The following is an 18,434-nucleotide window of genomic DNA, read 5'->3' on the forward strand; positions in this document are numbered from 1 at the left end:
TGCGGAGCAAGTAATCATGCGTTCGCTTATAATTGCCGAAAGATTCTGATGCAAGCGCATCTTTAATTTTTCATTCGTTTCACGAAACGCGTCAAAACCATCATCAGGCCACCAGCCATCAGTCCCCAGAAAGCACCGGAAATGCCGCCGAACGACAGGCCTGAGGCCGTGATCAGGAAGGTGATCGCTGCCGCTTCCCGCGTGTCAGGTTCCTTAAAGGCCGCAACGGCAGAACCGGAGAATGCACCGACCAGCGCCAGGCCAGCCACCGCCTGAATGAGAATCGGTGGAGCGAGCGCCACAAAGGCCGTTACCACACCGGCCAGCAGACCGAGAATGATATAACCAACCCCGCCAATGATCGCCGCCCAGTAACGGCGCTTCGGATCGGCATGGGCATCTTCACCCGCACACATCGCAGCAGTAATCGCCGCAAGATTAACGGCGTGGCCGCCAAATGGTGCGGACAGCAGCGAGAAGAAGCCAGTCGTGGCAAACAACGGGCCGGGCTGCGGGTCATAATGATTGACCTTCAACACCGCGATCCCCGGAATGTTCTGCGATGCCATGGTCACGATGAACAACGGCAGCGCAATCGATATCAGCGCCTGCAGATTAAACGATGGCGTTACAAATTCCATTGGCGGTTTCAGCGACTGTGAAATGCTATCCAGCGCACCTGCGGGAATATCGACACCAAAAACCATCACCAGTACAAAGGCCAGAAGGGCAGCAGGCACGGCAAACAGGCGCTTGAACGCACCAACCACGATCCATGCCAATATGATCGGCAGACCCAGCGCCGGGTTAAAACCGATGGCCTTAATTGGCGCAAAACACAGGCCGATGATGACGCCGGATAACATGGCATTGGCCAAAGGCGCTGGAATGGACGCAACAGCGCGGCCGAGCGGCTTGAAAAGACCCGCAATGATGATCAGCACGGCACAGATGATGAAGGCACCAACAGCAGCAGAAAAACCGCCCTCAACCACGCCTGTCGTCGCCAGCAGTGCGGCACCGGGCGTCGACCATGCAATACTGACCGGTAGTCGGGTGGCGACCGACAAGGCGATCGCGCAAAACCCCATCGACACGGAAAGCGCCATCAATCCGGAGGCTGCCTCAAAATCCGTGGCGCCAACGCCTTTTAGCCCCTGCAACACAACGGCAAAGGAACTGGCAAAGCCAACAAATGCCGTAAGGCAGCCCATGAACAGGCTTTGAACGGAAAAATCTTTCAACATGGCAGGGACTCAGGACAGCGTGTGATTGTACCTATCACAGATCAAAAAAACGCATGAGACGCAAGGGAGCCCTGCCCGACAGCTGAAACGGAAACAAAAGCTAAGCTACGGGTCGCAGAAAAACAAAAGCCCGCACAGGTTTTCACCAGTACGGGCTTTAAAAACGCAAACAGTCCAACAGATTACAGTTCGGACTGGTTTTCCACGATGCGGCTTGTCAGACCGTAGTCCTTGGCTTCTTCAGCCGACAGCCAGTAATCGCGGTCGATGTCCTTAGCGATCTTTTCTTCCGTCTGGCCGGTGGCCTTGGAGAAGATCTTGATCAGGCGCTGGTTCATCTTGATGATTTCGCGTGCCTGGATTTCGATGTCCGATGCCATGCCGCGTGTGCCACCAGATGGTTGGTGAAGCAGGAAACGGGTGTTTGGCAGGCAAAGGCGGCGTTCTTTTGGCACAGAAACATAGATCAGTGCGCCAGCCGATGCGACCCAGCCCGTACCGATGATCCAGACCTTCGGCTTGATGAACTTGATCATGTCGTGGATGCTGTCGCCAGACTCCACGTGACCGCCAGGAGAATTGACGTAAACACGAATGTCTTCGTCGCTGGCTGCGGCAAGTGCCACGAGCTGCGTGCAGACCTTCTGCGCCAATTCCTGAGTAATGCCACCATAAATGAAGATAGAACGCGACTTGAAAAGATTCGCTTCCGTTTCCTTACCGATCGGCAGTTCCTTGCTCTTGTCGTCGTCTTCTTCGTTCATACACGGATCTCCAACGTAATTCGTCTGTCCTTCGGACATAGTGTGATTTGTGTCGTAAAACAATGAGCGAAAAAGACAAGGCGCAGAACTGTATAATAAACAGCACACCGGCAAATGGCGCATGGACAGCAAGTTCACGCTTACGATATCGTTAAAATCATACCGCTGCGCCGATTTGGGAGGAGCGTCCGCAGCGGCTTGATGCCATAAAATACTGAGAGGGAACAATGTTCAAACGTATTTCAATTGCCGCCGCAGCACTCGCCGCAACCACCCTGCCAGCCTTCGCCCACCTGAACCCCGAAGAACACGGCTCGTTCATGGCCGGTTTTTCCCATCCGCTTTTTGGTGCCGACCACATTCTTGCGATGGTTGCCGTCGGAATCTGGGCCGCACAGATTGGTGGACGCGCGCTTTGGGTCGTTCCATCCGCCTTCGTTGGCACCATGGCAATCGGCTTCATGATGGCACTTGGTGGCATTGATCTGCCATTTGTGGAGCCGGCCATTCTCGCCTCCGTGATTGCACTTGGCCTTCTGGTTGCCATGGCAGCCCGCCTCCCCGTCTCGGCCGCAGCCGCCGTGGTTGGCATTTTTGCGCTGTTCCATGGCCACGCCCATGGCGGCGAACTGGGCAGTGCCGGCGCACTTCAATTCGGCGTCGGCTTTGTTATCGCCACAGCGCTGCTGCATGTGGCTGGTATTGCTGCCGGTCTCGGTGTCAGCCGCCTTGGCGCAGTCGCCAGCCGTATCATCGGCGCGCTCACGGCACTTGCTGGCTTGACACTGGCCTTCGGCGGCTGAAGCATTACAAAAATTTAAACCTCCGGCAGCTTTGAAAAGTCGGATTTAGCGCCTACCTCCTTATCGATACGTTTCTTTGTTCGGTAAGGAGGCATACATGTCGCCGGAAGAAACCAGACTGCTCACCGCCCTGTTCGACAGGGTCAGAACCGCATCATCCACACCGCGAGACAGCGATGCGGAGATCTTGATTGAACGCGCCGTGCGGGATCAGCCAACCGCTCCCTATTATCTGGCGCAAGCGGTCATCGTGCAGGAAAAGGGGCTTGAAGCCGCTGCTGCTCATATTGCTCGGCTTGAAGAGCGTATTCATCAACTGGAATCGGGCAATGTCGATCCGCACCACACCCAGCAAGGTGGCTTCCTCAGTTCAATATTCGGTTCCAGTCAACCACAGGCAACAGCCCCTGCCCCAGCCGCCGCACCACCGACGACGAACTATCGCAATGACACAGCCGACCCAACTGCCGGTCCGTGGGGTCGCGCGCAAAGCCTGCAACCACAAGCACAACAACCAACTGGCCCATGGAGCCCGCAACCCGCAGCCCGTTCTGCGGGCGGCAGTTTCCTACAGGGTGCGTTGGGCACCGCAGCAGGTGTGGCGGGCGGCATGCTGCTCGCCAATTCATTGAGTGGAATTTTCGGCAATCACATGTCGTCTCTGGGCCTAGGATCGCCCGTGTCCGGCAACGCACCGGTCGAAGAAACCGTCGTCAACAATTACTACGGCAACGACACGCCAGATCAGACCGCAGGCGCTGACAACAGTGGTAATGACATCCAGCAAGCCGATGACGACAGCGACAATGATGACGACAGTGCAGACATGGATTTTGATTCAGGCGACGACGGTTCATTCGCCTGAAACCATTTTGCTCGATTGTCAGCCACGACCACGGTAGGTCGGCACGCCCTGATCCGGAAGCCAGACACCTTCCGGTACAGCACCCGTCTGCCAGAACACATCGATAGGAATGCCACCACGCGGATACCAATAGGCACCGATGCGCAGCCATTTCGGTTGCAATAGATCGACAAGCCGCTTGGCAATATAGACCGAGCAATCCTCATGAAATGCACCATGATTGCGGAAAGAATGCAGGAACAGCTTCAGTGATTTCGATTCCACCAGAAAATCGCCGGGTATGTAATCAATAACGATATGCGCAAAATCCGGCTGGCCGGTCATTGGGCAGAGCGATGTGAACTCAGGCGCGGTAAAGCGCACCACATAATCGGTGCCGGCATTGCCGTTTGGCACCTTTTCCAGCACGGCCTTTTCTGGGTTTTCCGGAGTGTCGACCTTGGTGCCGAGCTGAGACAGACCTGAAACATCGGTCATATTTTTTCTCCTTTGCGAACTTTTACCATGACGCCGTGTGCCTTCTCGCCCTCCGGTTCTACGTGGATGGCAAGGCTGGCACCCGGTATCACCTCGCGTATGGCATCTTCAAGGCGGTCGCAAATTTCATGTGCTTTTCCCACGCTCATCTCGGTAGGCACCACCAGATGGAAATCGATGAAGGCGGCAGCGCCTGCCCGGCGAGTCCGCAAATCATGTACGCCAACCGACCCGTTGGCATTGGCACTAATCGCCTCCTTGATCTGCTCTTCCTCTTCCGGTGTCACAGCGCGGTCCATCAAACCACCAATGGAATTTGAAATGACCTTCCAGCCCTGAAACAGGATGTTGATGGCCACCACGATAGCGAGGATAGGATCGAGGATCGCGTAACCGGTGAGGATAGCCAGCACCAGACCAATGAGAACGCCGATCGATGTCACCACATCCGACATGATGTGATGAGCGTCTGCTTCCAGTGCCGGTGACCGATACTGTTTGCCGACACGCATAAGGATGGTTGCCCAGACGGCATTGATGACACCGGCAGCAGCGTTGATAGCAAGACCAAGCACCGGCGCTTCCGGAAGGCGTGGTTCAAACAGCCCGGCCCAGGCTTCTTTGACGATCAGCAGCGCAGCTAATACGATCAGCACGCCCTCCACCACGGCCGAAAGATACTCCGCCTTGTGATGGCCGAACTGGTGGTCTTCATCGGCCGGCTTTTGCGCATAACGAATGACGAAATAGGCAATGAAGGCGGCGACCACATTGACGGTCGATTCCAGACCGTCAGACAACAGCGCAACCGAGCCGGTTACCCACCATGCAAGAAGCTTTAGCCCAAGCACCCCGATTGAAAGCGGAATGCCCCAAAACGCCAATGTTCGAACCAGCCCCTTGCCGTCACTCATGATCATAACCTCGTGCAGATGCGAGCGAATTGCAGAAAATTCGCCCCTGAAACGCCAAACCGCGCGCACGGGGTAGCGTGCACGCGGTCTGATTTTCATGTTCTATCGTTCAATCGTCTGAAAACGTCAAGTCTCGCTAGACAGACGCCTCGCCACCATCATTCTGCTCACAGAACCGTATTCGGTTGCTGAAGGGATCAGTGACCTCCATCTGCAATCCCCAAGGCAAGGTCTCAACGCCCGGTTTCATATAGGTGTAATCTTTCGCGATCAGCTCTTTCTGGTAGGCCTGAACACCTTTCATCACCACGAAAGTATTGGAGCCGGGTGAGGCATCACCATGATGGCCACTCAAGTGCAGGACGAGGCCTGCACGGGATACCTGCATGTAGAGCGGGAAATTGTCGCCAAAGCGGTGTTCCCAATCAAGCTGAAAACCAAGGAAGTCCACGTAGAATTCTCGTGCCTTGTCTTCATCAAAAATACGGATGATCGGGCAAGTGCGCTGAAAGGAGATGAAAGGCTGGTTGGCATCACGACTGTCACTCATCGGTCTTCCTCTTTCCAATCACGGTGCCGGCACGGCTGCGACATCATTATGCAAATGCAATGATGTTATCAGCAAGGGCGGCAATGGCGTCCACCATCCGGTCTTGATACCCGCAGCGCGCAAGGCAGCTGCCGTCCAGGTGTTACAGCCCAGCAAGGCGTTGAAATAACCATTGGCTTCGAAAAACGCATCGTCAGAGCCGTAGGATTTTCCCAAGAGCGGAACGGGATTGCCTTGTGGCCTGGAAAAACTGGCCTCGATAAAGCCCAGCAGCGATCGATATCCGTCATCGGAAATATTGAGCGCCGTAACACTCGCATCCGTAAGGGGAATTTGGCCGGCAAGCGCGACATGCATGACCGATTGATCGAGTGTGAAACTTTTCAACACCGGCACAGGCTTCAAATCCGCCCAGGTTGGCGTTTCCGTGTAAAACGAACGCCCTCCCCAACCTATGATCAAATAAGCAAGACCGGGGTTATCGATATCGAGACCATTGTCGCGCAGGAAGGAAAAACGCGCCAGCAACTCAGCATCTACGGGAAGCGCGATATCCGTATGGATGGGATTTTTCAGCACCAGAATGGGACGTGAATTTGCCGCGATATCTTCAGCGTGACCTCGCGGCAGCACTGTTCCGGCCGCAACCGCAAATGCAATCAAAACCAGACCAACACAGAGATATCTGAGAAATTTCACGGCTGCGCATCACCCGGCTGGTTTGCAAATGAAAACGGCGGCGTTTTGTCAACGCCGCCGTCTGTAACTGGCTTAAGCAGCCTTGGTTTTCGACCGGCGCGCCAAGTGCGCAACCACGTTCTCGATCATCCGCATGCCAGCATCCTGCCCCAGCGTCATGATGGATTCCGGGTGGAACTGGACGGCCGCAACCGGCTCTTTGGCATGTTCGATACCCATGATCGTGCCATCTTCGCTTTCCGCGGTGATGATGAAATCACGGTGCAGCGTCGCGGGGTCGGCAAAGATCGAATGGTAGCGGCCAACGGTGACTTCCTTGCCAAGACCTGAGAACACCAGACCTGGCTCAAGGACGCGAATGCGCGACGGTTTGCCGTGCATCGGTACAGCCAGTTGCCGCAACTCGCCGCCATAGGCTTCCGCCAATGCCTGCAAGCCAAGGCACACACCGAAAATTGGCAGATCACGAGCTCGCGCCGCCTTGATGGTTGCCTTGCAATCGAAGTCGGTCGGATTGCCCGGGCCGGGCGACAGCACAACCAGATCAGGATCGAAGCGATCAAAAACTTCTGCTGGTACTGGCGTGCGCACAGTGGAAACCGTGGCTCCTGTCTGGCGGAAATAGTTGGCCAGCGTATGCACGAAGCTGTCTTCGTGGTCGACCAGCAAGATTTTGACACCGGCGCCGACCTTGGCAGCATCGCGCTTTGAAGCAGAAGAATTGGCAGCCTTGGCATCACGGATCGCCGCGATCATTGCCGACGCCTTCAGTTCGGTTTCAGCTTCTTCTTCCTGCGGGTTGGAATCGTTGAGCAGTGTTGCCCCTGCCCGCACCTCAGCAATGCCATCCTTCACACGAATGGTGCGCAGGGTAAGACCGGTATTCATGTCGCCATTAAAGCCAACCATGCCGATGGCACCGCCATACCAGGCGCGCGGGCTCTTTTCATGGCTTTCGATAAAGCGCATGGCCCACAACTTCGGCGCACCGGTAACCGTGACAGCCCATGCGTGGCTGAGGAAGCCGTCAAACGCATCCATGCCGTCACGCAGGCGACCTTCGATATGGTCAACCGTATGAATAAGCCGCGAATACATCTCAATCTGACGGCGACCGATAACCTTGACTGAGCCGGGTTCACAAACGCGGCTCTTGTCGTTGCGGTCAACGTCCGAGCACATGGTCAACTCGGATTCGTCTTTCTTGGAGTTGAGCAGTTTGAGGATCTGCTCCGAGTCAGCAATCGGATCATCACCACGCTTGATGGTTCCGGAAATCGGGCAGGTTTCAATGCGACGACCGGATACGCGAACGAACATTTCCGGCGACGCGCCGATCAGATATTCCTGATGGCCGAGATTGATGAAGAAGGAATAAGGCGACGGGTTGATGGCTTTCAGACGACGCGACAGGTCGGACGGCTTGCTGTCGCAACGTTCCATGAACTTCTGGCCCGGCACCACTTCAAACAGGTCACCACGACGGAAGCTTTCCTTGGCCTTGACCACCAGTTCGGAATATTCACCCGGGCGATGATCGCCCTTTGGCGGAATAACGTCGGTTGGCTTGAAAGGCTCAGGGGCGATGTCTTCAGCCTTGCCAGTCGTTGTGACGCCAGCTTTTTCAAAGTCATACCGGTCAATCCATGCCTTGGCGGAATAGTGGTCAACGACCAGAATTTCATCCGGCAGGAACAAGACCATGTCGCGCTGGTCCTCAGGTCGCAGCAGCGACAATTTGATGGCATCAAACTGGAATGCGAGGTCGTAACCGAAGGCGCCAAACAGGCCGATGGCTGAATCGGCACTGGAATAGAAGAGGTCAACGACCGCCCGCAGTGCCGTAAATACCGTCGGGATTTTTGAGCGCTCTTCTTCAGTGAAGACACGGTCTGGCTCATTGACCACCAGATCGAGACGACGCTCCGACGATACACCGAGTGTCAGATCCGGTGTCCCCGCCAGTTTTTCACGAATAAAGGACAGCAGAACTTCACCGCGCCCATTATAGGCTTCGATCCACATTGTGCGCCCGAGGCAGGAAATACCAAGTGGCGGATCGATGATTGCAGTGTCCCAACGGGTGTAACGACCGGGATATTCATAGTTGGAGGAAAATACCGCGCCGCGACGTTCGTCCAGCCGTTCGATATAAGAGTCGATTGCACCAGCATAGTCAGTGGCACGACGCTGGCGTGTCACTTTCACGCCGCCCTTCGTCTCGTAGATTTCACTGCCATCATCCTGAATGATCGTTACCATTTCTTACTTCCCCGTTTGTTCAGACCCGATGGCAGGCGGCAAGATAACAAAAAAGCCGCCTGAGAATTCGGGCGGCTTGGTCGTCGTCTGAAGACATGACTGGTCAAGGCCGCGTTAGCTGCCCCACCACCAGTTACCGATGTTCTTAGACGTTGTGTTCATGGCGGCAATTGTTAGCGTGCAGAAAATCATATGGCAAGTGCTTTCCAAGCACGCAGTGAACCGAATGCAGGCAAAGGCGTTGACCCTTCACCGATACGAAGGAGTGCCCGGCAAAATGCCTCATCGTTTTGTTATACTGGCAGCGAGCCTGCTGCTGATCTCAGCCTCTAAGCCACCTGAAACTGTTCCCGTTCCACAACAGAAACCTGCACAGGAACAGAGCGAAGATACCAAACCCGTGGACACCCCAACTGAGGCAGAAACGCCAAAGCCCCAACCTAAGCCAGAGGACAAGGAAGCGCCCTCACCTGCCACCGAACCCGAAAGCAAAGCTGAAGACAAAAAGACTGAACCTGAGGAAAAACCGGAAGCCGTTATTCCCGTAGAGCAGGAAAACCCTGAGGAATTGCAGGCTTGTTTTGCGGAACTCAAAACGCTGGGTGCCGAGTTCAAGACGCTGGATGCCATCAAGGGTGAAGAAAATGGCTGTGGCATAGCATCTCCTATTGAGTTGTCCTCTATAGGACAGGGCATCAAGCTTGATCCGCCAGGACCCATGCGCTGCGAAACCGCGCTTGCTCTCAGCCGCTGGGCAAAGGATATGCTGGTGCCAGCCGCAAAACTGTCGATGCCGGAGCGCAAGATCACCGCTATCGCCAATGCATCCACCTATGTCTGCAGAAACCGCAACAGCGCTGAAAATGGCAAGATATCCGAACATGCCAAAGGCAACGCCGTCGATGTCTCATCAATTGCTTTTGATAAGGGTGAGCCGCTGATTATGAAACCACGCGGTGAAGACGGCACCGTTGAAGGTGCATTTCAGCGCACCATCACCACGGCCGCCTGCCTGTTTTTCAAGACCGTGCTATCGCCCGGCAGCGACGCGACCCATCAGGATCACCTCCATCTCGATGTACTGGAGCGCAAAGGCGATTATCTCTACTGCCGGTAAGGCAAGAGACTGCCACAACCAATCAAACCAAAGGGCGGCGCTTTCGCACCGCCCTTTCTTTCCCCGGCCCCCCGCCAGTTTTTGCGATCAGAATTTCTGGGTGAGAGAAATTTTGAATGAACGACCTGGTTCTGAATAGAACGCAACAGGCTGATTGGACGTCGACGCAGCTCCGCTAGTGCTGACATCACGGACACCGACAGCATTGTAGTAGGTCTTATCAAAGATGTTGTAGACACCAGCCTGAATGCGCAGGCCCTTGGTCTGCTCGGGTTCCCACCAACCCGTCAGATTAACGATGCCATATCCGGGAGCATCGAACGTGTCATACGCAAATGCTGGACCAGTAATCGGTATCACCCGTCCATCTTCTCTCATGCCACCTGACAAGATGGTCGAGAGATCCGCGCCCCAGGTTTCCTGTTCATAACCGATACCGAGAACCGATTTGACCGGTGCAACAGTGCGGATGAATTCGCCTGTATCCTTGTCCTTGCCGTAAGAATAGGCAAGCGAACCATGCAGGAAGATGCCGTTTGCGAAGTCTTTGCGAGCACTGACTTCAACACCTGAAATCTCAACTTTGTTTCGGTTGCGCCACGTATAGAGGGTCGTTGGCTGCCCAATGCCACCTGGCGTCCCAAACACATCGATGAAATTCGAATAGATGTTGTGATACAGGGTGAGCTTACCCGTCAGATCATCACTCTGATAGCTCGCACCCATTTCAAAACCTTGAGAGGTTTCAGGCTTCAGGTCCGGATTACCAACGTTCGCGTAGAAGCTTCCATTCCGGAAATCAATGTACAGTTCATTGACCGTCGGAGGACGGAACGCCATAGACCACTGACCAAACAGTTCGACTTCAGGCGTCAGCTGATACGTAGCGAGCAGCTTAGGCGAGATACGAATGCCATCCTGTCCATCCGGCAAACCGAAGACAGGAAATCCAGTATTGTTGCTAAAGCCTGCGGATGCTTTTGGATCGTAGTCATACCAATCCAGGCGAGCACCGGGTGTTAGCGCAAAACCTGAATCTCCAAAGGAAATACGGTCATCAAGATACAGACCGAGACGACGACCATCGACGTCTGGGATGTCGGACTGCGAAACAACTGTCGTTACCGGCACAACACGAATAAACTGGTCCGTTTGGAAGAACTGGAGGTTTCCACCAAACCGAACTTCGTGGTGCAGATTACCGGTGCTGAATTCGGACAATGCGCCGCCGGTCAAACCGATGGAGCTTTCTTCCATCTGGTTGTAACGACCATAATTCGTGCCGTTGTTGCGGCGGCCATAGGAGCCAGCGTCTTTGGCAAGCTGCTGCCAATAGAGCGTCAGATTTGCACTGTCGATCAGCGCATCGGCGGATGGCGCTTCATATTCATAATCCAGCGAGACGCGATCACGACGCGTATCGTCATAGCCCCAATAGTCGCCGACCCTGTTGGTTGACCCGGCAGTGCCAGCGGTAAACGTAGAGGTCTGCAAGGTTTTAAGATCGGTTTTTGTGTCGAGATTGAACCGTTCCGCCGTCAGACCTATGCGATGGCCACCTTCCAAGTCCTGACGAACCTTGAAAAGCAAGTTGTACTGATCGTAGTCGGCAGGATTTGCCTCGGTTCGGTTCACGCCGATAATGTCGGCCGTACCCTGATTTTTGCGCTCATGGCCCTTCTTGTAGCCACCTTGGAAAAGGACAGACGTATTCTGTACTTTTTTGGCGACCGCGACATTACCACCGAAGCTTCTGTCTTCGCTGTCATAGGTAAGCTTGGCAACGCCGCCCCAATCGCGACCCTCTTCAATCAGGTCTTCAGGCTCAAGCGTCCGCAACACCAAAGCACCACCAAGAGCACCAGGGCCAATGCGACTGGAATCCGAACCACGCAGAACATCGACGCGGGACAGCGACGAGAAGTCATAACTGTTATTGGTGTCACTCATGCCAGTCGTCGCAACGGTGCTGCGTGCATAGTTCTCAAAGAATGGAACTGGGATGCCATCGATCAATGTTGTAACGCGTGCGCCGCCGAGACCGCGAATAAACAGGCCACCTGTTTTACCAGGCTTCGACTCCACGAAATCAACACCTGGTTCCGTCGTATTACCGAGATCGCGGACGTTGCTGATTTCCTTCTTGCGGATCTGATCAGCCGTTGTCTGGCTGGCAAGTGGCGTGTCGTATGCAGCATTGGCCGCAGTTGCGCGCTTGCCCTTGACCACGATCCTGTTGAGAAGAGTGCTATCGGCGGATTGTGCCTGAGCAGCGTCCTGCGCGTAGGATGCGCCGGAGGCGGAGAGCAGGACCATTGCTGTGCAGACAAGTAGTGCTGATCTGGAATGCCCAATTATCATTTACGTCCCCCTTTATGCAGGCGCACGGAAACAGTCGCTGCGACGATGGCGCAACGCTCTCCCACCCCTGTCGGAATATGCAAAAATTGGCGGTGAAACCGCTGTTACGGACGATTAAAAAACATGACTATTATAGTCAATATAGAAAACATGATTGAAAGTTTCATAATTAAATCTGGAATGAAATGTTGCCAAAACACAACAATGACAGTGCACCGGAACGAAAAATAACGGAAAAGCAATCGTCAATTACAGGTAGAATTACGTAGAAGCTGCAAGCGGCAAGCCGAAAATCAACCGACACGATAGTTAGAATATTAAAACAATCAAAAATATAACTCCTTGGATACTCTTGCCGTTCTCATATTTTTATCCGCTCATACTTGCGGATTTGCCGGGAGGCCCCTAAATGCCCGCTAATATTGAAAACCCCTATACTTGATCACCAAGCCATTATCGGAAGCCCGTCAATGAAATCGCTGGAACTCCTCGTAGAACGCATAATCCTCTCGAGCCGTTGGATTCTGGTCGTCTTTTATCTGGGGCTAGTCGCAGCTTTGGGTGTTTACGCGTTTTCTTTCGTGCTGAAATTCCTGAAGGTCGCCAAAAACGTCTTCACCTATGATGAAGCCGATATGATCCTTGCCATGTTGGGTTTGATTGACGCAGCGCTTGTTGCAAGTCTGATCGTCATGGTGATGATTTCCGGTTACGAAAACTTCGTCAGCCGTTTTGATGAGGCAGATGCGGAAGTGTCCTTCCTTGGCAAGCTGGATTCCGGCAGCCTGAAGATCAAGGTCGCCTCCTCCATTGTGGCAATCTCGTCCATTCACCTGCTACAAATCTTCCTGAATGCCAACCAGTACACCGACAACAAGCTGATGTGGTTCACCATCATTCATCTGGCTTTTGTGGTCTCGGCCGTCATGCTCGGCTTCCTCGAGAAGCTGATGGCAAAACCAAAGGATCAAACTCCAAAACCATAATGGAGTTTGATTTCTTCAAAACTGGTTCCCCGGAAATGATTCTTCATTTTTTGGCACCGGCAGGGACATTTTCGGTCGGGTCACATTTGACCGCCGGCAGTGGAAAATCTGTCAGACCAATTGACGTCCGATAACGCTCTGATATACCACAATAAATAAATCCCGTTTAAATCAGCGTTTCAAACTACCAATTTATCAGTAGCGTTTCAGCGTATTTCATATATTTGTTACCGTTAACATACAGGCAAATTGGCCCACAAAAGAAACCCTTTTAATGGCAGTTATCGAACGGCAATCGCAATTGAGCGAAGAGATATCAGCAGCCGACAGTCGTCCGGCTTGGCTGCTTGCCGTTCATAAGGTTGCCAAACAATTCGGGTTTGCCCACGTCTCGCTGATCATATCGCCGACCGTCAATGATCTGCTTTTGGCGCCGCTGGTTGTCGAAAGCACAATTTCGGCGCGGTTCGTCCGCGAGATCGACGCCCATCATTTTCTGCCGCTTTGCCCGGTTATTCCGCGTCTCAACCGTTCCCTGCTGCCGCAATTCTGGTCGGTTCATGACTCCGTTCCACCATTTCCGGACGAGATGCGGCGCATCATGACAGACTACGGCATTGCCTGCGGTGTGATGATCCCGATAAACGCGCCATCCGGCGAACGCTACATCATACGGTTCGATGGTGACACAACGCAGCCCTGCCAAAGCGTGATGAATGCGCTGGGCATGATCGGGCTGCACGCTTATGATGTCTATGACAGCATGAAGCGCAATGAAATGGCACCGGTCCGCACCCTGACCAAGCGGGAGCTTGAGGTGATCCGCTGGACAGCACAAGGAAAAACATCAGCCGAGATCGGCCAGATCCTCTCGCTGTCAGACCATACCGTCAATGCCTATATGAATAATGCGATCAAGAAGCTGGACTGCGTCAATCGTACGCAATTGGTGGCAAAGGCCATCCGTTCCAAGCTGATCAGCTAAGTCGCCGATCAAAAAAGTCTACCGGAAATAATGATCCTGCCACGGGCTTCCCCATGGCAGGATTATGGTTTTTAACGATCCAAAACGGAGCGCAGTTCGACAAGGTTGGAGCGAACACGCAACACGTAAAAGCCCATTGTCGCCAGGTGCGATGGCATAAGCCAGCCGCTTTCCTCGCCGTTGGAAATGATCGCCGGCTGAATGCGCAGTGCCGCACGGGTCTGCACCAGCGTGTCATTCCACAGGGTTGTCAGGTTGCGTTCACGGATAACCTGCGAGAAATCGGCACCAGCAGCAGACAGAACGCCGTAATAACCGTAAAGCTGGCCATAAGCGAACCAGAAGCGGTCATCCGCACGAGTGTCAAACCAGCCGCCATTATAGTTTTCCGATCTTTCACGCAAAATGGCAGAGGTCGAGCCAATGTCACCGGCGATACGATCGATAAACTGAATCAGGTTGTCGGCACGTCCATCAAATACGGCATTGCACGCCACCAGTTCGGTGTTGAATGACTGGAAGCTGCGGATAGCAGAACGGTAATAGCTTGGTGTTGGCGTTTTGGGACCGAATGGATCAAGACCGAAATACCAGGAATATTCGCTGAATTGCATGTTGCCACGCGCTTCCTGGAGATTGGCATTGATGCCCGAAGTGCCGCGAACGCGGCCCAGCGTATCAACGAGCTCAACCGACGTACGGCGAACGGCTTGGTTTACACCGCGCTGGAAGGATGCCTTATTGTCGAGAAATGGCGTATTGTCCCAATCCATGCCGAACAGGCCAAAACGGTACAGCAGCATGGAAGAAATCCATGCATTCTGATTGACGTTAAAGTCTGTCAGATCAGCAGCAACATCGACGATTGCCGAACGCTGGCACGTGCGGGCCGCACCATCAGTGGCTGGCAACTCCTGCCCTGCCGGAACAGTTCTTTCAGCGAACTTATAGGCCGCGATGTAGTCCGGATCAAAATTAGTCCAGCGCTGTGTCTGAATGATGAAATAGCCGTAGGACACAACCAGCACAGCCAGACCCGCAAGGACGATGCCCTTCACTGTCCATGTGCGTTGATTATACCAGCCATGCGCGGCCATGAAAGGCCACAGCACCCAGGCAACTGCGATGCCGACCCCTCGACCTATGGCACTGAAAAGCCGTTGGAAGAATGTGATGATCGGATCAAGCATGGTCATCTTCTCCTATGCCATAAAGTCGCTGGCGAAACTCTCTTTTGTCTTTCAAATATGTTCCGGTCAGTGTCGATACAACATACTCACGAAACTTTTCAGAATATCGCTCATAAGAAGCATAAAAACCCTGCTTGTCGAAGATAAACCGCGAAACAAAGTCCGCTGGCACCATCTGGGCGATCAACCGGTTAACCAGCCATTGGTCGGCATGCTCGACGCGAGCGCGCACCAGCATGAACCGCCATTCCGGTTTCACATCCTCCATGCGGATGCTGCCGGTGCTGGAAATCTTGCGCATCGCATCCTGCAAAAACGGATAGGCACCGTTACGGGTCACAGTCGCACCATTCATGTGCAACCAGGTCTGCATCCAGATCGGGTCCGCCATCAGCGTGCCAGCATCAGGTGCTGCATTATTGACAAGCTGCTTCAGGATCATGTCCGAGCGGTGCCTGAGCAGTCCAGAGGTTTCAACCCAACTGGCCCGCGGCAGTTCTATCCGCCCGGTTTTTGCCAGGAAGTCATAAACTCGTTGGTGGTCATCAATGGCAATATAACTAACCTGCCACGGGCGCGAACGACGGAAACCCGGCGCCTTTGCGTCACAAATAACCGTGGTGTTGCGACCATCGAGGAAGATGAACACGCCGCCAAAATGATTGGCCCAGAACGCATCGTGGCGGAAAACCAACTGGTCCGGCACCAACCTGTTTTGGCGAATATCGCCCGTCAGCTTGGCGAGCTCCACCATGCGGTTAAGCATGTCGTCATCACGCCAGGCATTTTCGTCGCTTTGCAGCCGGTCCACCAGTTGCCGCAGTTCAGCCGCCTTGGCCAGCACGTTTTCAGTCGAAAACATGCGGAAACTGACTTCGTTTATCGACAGGAGATCCTCAAGGCTTTCAACAATAGAGACGCTGTCTTCAATCTCGCCAAACAATGCATCCTTGATGGTTATGGCATTGATTGAGCGGGTGTTTGCCGCAAAAAACTCATGCATCAAACCGGCGGTATTGGAAAAGCTGGTATGTACAACCGGCAGGTTTTCCTGCTCCGGCGTCATGATGATGAAACGGCGATTGACCCGGTTGGGGTCCAGATAGTCCTTGTCGCCAAGCTCATCGGCAATTTGCGGAGAAAAGCCGGTCATGTCGATTTCAAAGCTGTCGAGCGTGGTTTTACGCAGACCAAACCCTTCCAGCGCCTTGTTGTAGCGCTCGACCAGATGTGGCTCGGCAATTTCCAGCAACCGCCCGTAAATCAGTTCTGTTTCCAGCAGACGGTTCATTGCGACCACCGTCCGTCACGTTTCATCGCCTCGATTTCAGCAATCGCCTTCTCACGCTGACGTTCACGGCGGATGATATCCGTCACCGCCGCATCGTCGGACTTATCGGTGTAGCGGAATTCACTGTCAGCGTACCGATTGATCTCCTGAAGGATCATATCCATCGTCACCGGGCCACGCAGTTCGGCAATCATCGCTTTCTTGTCATCATAGGACTTGTGCATGAAAGCATCAGGCGTTTCAAACCAGGCATCCGGCAGTTCCACGTCCATCGCACGCATCTTGATGGCGTCGGTAATGTTCTTGATGGCACGACCGGTAAAGCGCGGCTCGGCCAGCTTGATCATATGCAGATAGGCACCGATATCGGCCAGCGTCTGAATGCGGCCATGTGCGCGCTCATAACGTTCCCAGACGGCAACCAGACCGTCTTCTTGCGGCTGGCTGTGTTTTTCATAAGAGCCGGACACGGCCTTCTTGATTTCCTGATCGGCAAACAACGCGTGCTCGCCCAGCGGAATGGAGTGGTTCTTACCAACCAACAGAGAGAAGATATCAATGTAATCGTGCTCGGTCTGTGGGCCATCCACCAACCAGCGCGCCCCTGCCCGCTGGCGCAGCGCGTCATCGACATTTTCCGGATAGTTGGAGAACATGCCGAAAGAGCAATTGCCGCGAACGACCGTCGAGGCACCGGCAAAACTCTCCATCAGTACTGCTGTCACTTCATGCTGACCGGCAGAGGCGCGGTCATCAGAACGTTTTGCTGCAACCTGGTCGACATCATCAATGGTACCGAAACCGATAGCACGTGGGTTCATCACATTGTTGATGAACGCCTTGGCGTTTTGCCCCGACTTGCCCTGATAGGACGAAATCTGGTCCACGCCGAAGTTTTCGTAGTGAAAGGCGTAACCGGCAACTTCACAATAATCGTTCAACATGCCGGCCAGCATCTGGATCAGAATGGTCTTGCCCGTCCCCGGCATGCCATCACCGATGAAGGTGAACAGAAACCCACCCAACTCGACAAACGGGTTCATCTGCCGGTCGAAATCATAGGCCATCATCATCTTGGCCAGTTTCAGCGCCTGATATTTGGCAATGTGGTTGCCAATGATTTCTTCCGGTTTTTTGAAGCTCATCGACAGCGGCTTGCGCTTTTCACCTGGCGTCACATCAAAACCATCCAGTGTGAAATCATCCTGATCCACACGGATATGGTTGTTTTCAAACACCGAAAGCGCCGCAAAACGTGCCTTGCGCGTCAAAAGCCCCTGAATGGCGTCCCGGGCAAAGGCCCGGCTGCGCGCCACAAGGGCGGCCTCGTCTGTGGCCCCTGCCAAACCTGCATCCAGCCCGGCCAGCATGCTCTTCATCGCATCCTGCGGTGTATCGAACAGGAAGTCCGGTTCTCTTGTATCATCGACCGGCTCACCGTCACCCGGCAAGGTCGAAAGCAGATAAGCACCCAGCGTAAACGCCGCAACGTAGGACGAAGCGGACAGCAGCGCCTTGAAATGCTCGGCATCGGCGCCGGACAATGGCGCAGCACGATTGCGGGCCTGCAACTGTTCCAGCGCCGTCTGTCGCGCAAATATATCCGCCACGGCCAAGGCAATCTGCACACCACGCCGCACACGGTAAAGCACCGTGTGCTGCAGCGGAGAAAGCATTGGATCAGATGACTTTACCGCCTGAATTGTCCGCGCCAGTTCCACTTCACGGGTACTGCGCACCGAAGTCGTCGACACGGTTGAAACAAACCGCCTGCCGGTACCGGCCAAAGCAGTACCACTGCCCTGTCCGTTGCCACTGTCCAGCACGATGAATTTTGTCACCAGACTTTGTGCAAGGGTCAGATGGCTGGCAATCTCATTTTCATGGATAGTCGTCAGTCCGGCATTCAAACTGTTCATCGGA

The 18,434-nt window shown here is 54.1% G+C and carries 16 protein-coding genes; 5 read left to right on the plus strand and 11 right to left on the minus strand.

The window, feature by feature from the left end; genetic code table 11:
- Positions 1–62: 62 nt before the first annotated feature.
- Positions 63–1,247: a benzoate/H(+) symporter BenE family transporter gene (locus tag ACZ5FM_RS11250; RefSeq protein WP_464038700.1), complete on the minus strand. Its 1,185-nt coding sequence runs from the start codon at positions 1,245–1,247 to the stop codon at positions 63–65.
- Between the two features lie 182 nt (positions 1,248–1,429).
- A complete protein-coding gene (locus ACZ5FM_RS11255) occupies positions 1,430–2,011 on the minus strand; it encodes an ATP-dependent Clp protease proteolytic subunit (protein WP_192488388.1) in 582 nt (193 codons plus the stop codon).
- Between the two features lie 227 nt (positions 2,012–2,238).
- On the opposite strand from ACZ5FM_RS11255, the gene ACZ5FM_RS11260 reads away from it, so the two are divergent.
- Positions 2,239–2,814: a HupE/UreJ family protein gene (locus ACZ5FM_RS11260; protein WP_464038701.1), complete on the plus strand. Its 576-nt coding sequence runs from the start codon at positions 2,239–2,241 to the stop codon at positions 2,812–2,814.
- 97 nt (positions 2,815–2,911) lie between these two features.
- Positions 2,912–3,679: a DUF2076 domain-containing protein gene (locus ACZ5FM_RS11265; protein ID WP_259143743.1), complete on the plus strand. Its 768-nt coding sequence runs from the start codon at positions 2,912–2,914 to the stop codon at positions 3,677–3,679.
- 18 nt (positions 3,680–3,697) lie between these two features.
- On the opposite strand, the gene queF is transcribed toward ACZ5FM_RS11265, so the two are convergent.
- The 5 genes from queF to ACZ5FM_RS11290 form a co-directional block, all read right to left on the minus strand.
- Positions 3,698–4,156: a preQ(1) synthase gene (gene queF / locus ACZ5FM_RS11270; protein WP_259143742.1), complete on the minus strand. Its 459-nt coding sequence runs from the start codon at positions 4,154–4,156 to the stop codon at positions 3,698–3,700.
- Positions 4,153–5,070, minus strand: a complete 918-nt coding sequence (locus tag ACZ5FM_RS11275) for a cation diffusion facilitator family transporter (RefSeq protein WP_259143740.1) — start codon at positions 5,068–5,070, stop codon at positions 4,153–4,155. The genes queF and ACZ5FM_RS11275 overlap by 4 nt, the downstream gene beginning before the upstream one ends.
- 136 nt (positions 5,071–5,206) lie before the next feature.
- On the minus strand, positions 5,207–5,620 hold the full coding sequence (locus tag ACZ5FM_RS11280) for a VOC family protein (protein WP_259143738.1): 414 nt from the start codon (positions 5,618–5,620) through the stop codon (positions 5,207–5,209).
- A gap of 18 nt (positions 5,621–5,638) precedes the next feature.
- Entirely contained in the window at positions 5,639–6,319 is a 681-nt protein-coding gene (locus ACZ5FM_RS11285) for a TIGR02117 family protein (RefSeq protein WP_464038702.1), read from the minus strand.
- A gap of 72 nt (positions 6,320–6,391) precedes the next feature.
- Positions 6,392–8,581: an anthranilate synthase gene (locus ACZ5FM_RS11290; protein ID WP_464038703.1), complete on the minus strand. Its 2,190-nt coding sequence runs from the start codon at positions 8,579–8,581 to the stop codon at positions 6,392–6,394.
- Between the two features lie 277 nt (positions 8,582–8,858).
- Between ACZ5FM_RS11290 and ACZ5FM_RS11295 the strand changes: the two genes are divergently transcribed.
- The gene (locus tag ACZ5FM_RS11295) at positions 8,859–9,698 is read left to right on the plus strand and encodes an extensin-like domain-containing protein (protein WP_464038705.1); all 840 of its coding nucleotides are present in this window, start codon (positions 8,859–8,861) and stop codon (positions 9,696–9,698) included.
- A gap of 87 nt (positions 9,699–9,785) precedes the next feature.
- Here ACZ5FM_RS11295 and ACZ5FM_RS11300 read toward each other — a convergent pair whose 3' ends face one another.
- The gene (locus tag ACZ5FM_RS11300; RefSeq protein ID WP_464038706.1) at positions 9,786–12,059 is read right to left on the minus strand and encodes a TonB-dependent hemoglobin/transferrin/lactoferrin family receptor; all 2,274 of its coding nucleotides are present in this window, start codon (positions 12,057–12,059) and stop codon (positions 9,786–9,788) included.
- Positions 12,060–12,529: 470 nt separating this feature from the next.
- Here ACZ5FM_RS11300 and ACZ5FM_RS11305 point away from each other — a divergent pair, with 470 nt between their 5' ends.
- Together ACZ5FM_RS11305 and ACZ5FM_RS11310 are read left to right on the plus strand one after the other, a co-directional pair.
- Complete coding sequence (locus ACZ5FM_RS11305) at positions 12,530–13,045, plus strand: TIGR00645 family protein (RefSeq protein WP_192488379.1); 516 nt, start codon at positions 12,530–12,532, stop codon at positions 13,043–13,045.
- A gap of 274 nt (positions 13,046–13,319) precedes the next feature.
- A complete protein-coding gene (locus ACZ5FM_RS11310; RefSeq protein ID WP_250981981.1) occupies positions 13,320–14,030 on the plus strand; it encodes a helix-turn-helix transcriptional regulator in 711 nt (236 codons plus the stop codon).
- Between the two features lie 71 nt (positions 14,031–14,101).
- Here ACZ5FM_RS11310 and ACZ5FM_RS11315 read toward each other — a convergent pair whose 3' ends face one another.
- From ACZ5FM_RS11315 to ACZ5FM_RS11325, 3 genes are read right to left on the minus strand one after another with little or no spacing between them, the layout of a single operon-like run.
- Entirely contained in the window at positions 14,102–15,220 is a 1,119-nt protein-coding gene (locus tag ACZ5FM_RS11315; protein WP_464038707.1) for a DUF2333 family protein, read from the minus strand.
- Positions 15,213–16,511 (minus strand): DUF6638 family protein, encoded by a 1,299-nt coding sequence (locus ACZ5FM_RS11320; protein WP_464038708.1) that lies wholly within the window; start codon positions 16,509–16,511, stop codon positions 15,213–15,215. The genes ACZ5FM_RS11315 and ACZ5FM_RS11320 overlap by 8 nt, the downstream gene beginning before the upstream one ends.
- On the minus strand, positions 16,508–18,430 hold the full coding sequence (locus tag ACZ5FM_RS11325) for an AAA family ATPase (protein WP_464038709.1): 1,923 nt from the start codon (positions 18,428–18,430) through the stop codon (positions 16,508–16,510). Before ACZ5FM_RS11325 ends, ACZ5FM_RS11320 begins: the two co-directional genes overlap by 4 nt.
- Positions 18,431–18,434: the final 4 nt, after the last annotated feature.

This window comes from Agrobacterium sp. 5Ca50, from assembly GCF_055381905.1.

What these genes read in the sequence shown, in the direction of transcription:
- ACZ5FM_RS11310 (WP_250981981.1), top strand. Translation starts at nt 13,320, where the DNA reads ATGGCAGTTATCGAACGGCAATCGCAATTGAGCGAAGAGATATCAGCA.
- ACZ5FM_RS11265 (WP_259143743.1), top strand. Translation starts at nt 2,912, where the DNA reads ATGTCGCCGGAAGAAACCAGACTGCTCACCGCCCTGTTCGACAGGGTC.
- ACZ5FM_RS11260 (WP_464038701.1), top strand. Translation starts at nt 2,239, where the DNA reads ATGTTCAAACGTATTTCAATTGCCGCCGCAGCACTCGCCGCAACCACC.
- ACZ5FM_RS11250 (WP_464038700.1), bottom strand. Translation starts at nt 1,247, where the DNA reads ATGTTGAAAGATTTTTCCGTTCAAAGCCTGTTCATGGGCTGCCTTACG.
- ACZ5FM_RS11300 (WP_464038706.1), bottom strand. Translation starts at nt 12,059, where the DNA reads ATGATAATTGGGCATTCCAGATCAGCACTACTTGTCTGCACAGCAATG.
- ACZ5FM_RS11305 (WP_192488379.1), top strand. Translation starts at nt 12,530, where the DNA reads ATGAAATCGCTGGAACTCCTCGTAGAACGCATAATCCTCTCGAGCCGT.
- ACZ5FM_RS11320 (WP_464038708.1), bottom strand. Translation starts at nt 16,511, where the DNA reads ATGAACCGTCTGCTGGAAACAGAACTGATTTACGGGCGGTTGCTGGAA.
- ACZ5FM_RS11290 (WP_464038703.1), bottom strand. Translation starts at nt 8,581, where the DNA reads ATGGTAACGATCATTCAGGATGATGGCAGTGAAATCTACGAGACGAAG.
- ACZ5FM_RS11325 (WP_464038709.1), bottom strand. Translation starts at nt 18,430, where the DNA reads ATGAACAGTTTGAATGCCGGACTGACGACTATCCATGAAAATGAGATT.
- ACZ5FM_RS11280 (WP_259143738.1), bottom strand. Translation starts at nt 5,620, where the DNA reads ATGAGTGACAGTCGTGATGCCAACCAGCCTTTCATCTCCTTTCAGCGC.
- ACZ5FM_RS11315 (WP_464038707.1), bottom strand. Translation starts at nt 15,220, where the DNA reads ATGCTTGATCCGATCATCACATTCTTCCAACGGCTTTTCAGTGCCATA.
- ACZ5FM_RS11255 (WP_192488388.1), bottom strand. Translation starts at nt 2,011, where the DNA reads ATGAACGAAGAAGACGACGACAAGAGCAAGGAACTGCCGATCGGTAAG.
- ACZ5FM_RS11295 (WP_464038705.1), top strand. Translation starts at nt 8,859, where the DNA reads ATGCCTCATCGTTTTGTTATACTGGCAGCGAGCCTGCTGCTGATCTCA.
- queF (WP_259143742.1), bottom strand. Translation starts at nt 4,156, where the DNA reads ATGACCGATGTTTCAGGTCTGTCTCAGCTCGGCACCAAGGTCGACACT.
- ACZ5FM_RS11275 (WP_259143740.1), bottom strand. Translation starts at nt 5,070, where the DNA reads ATGAGTGACGGCAAGGGGCTGGTTCGAACATTGGCGTTTTGGGGCATT.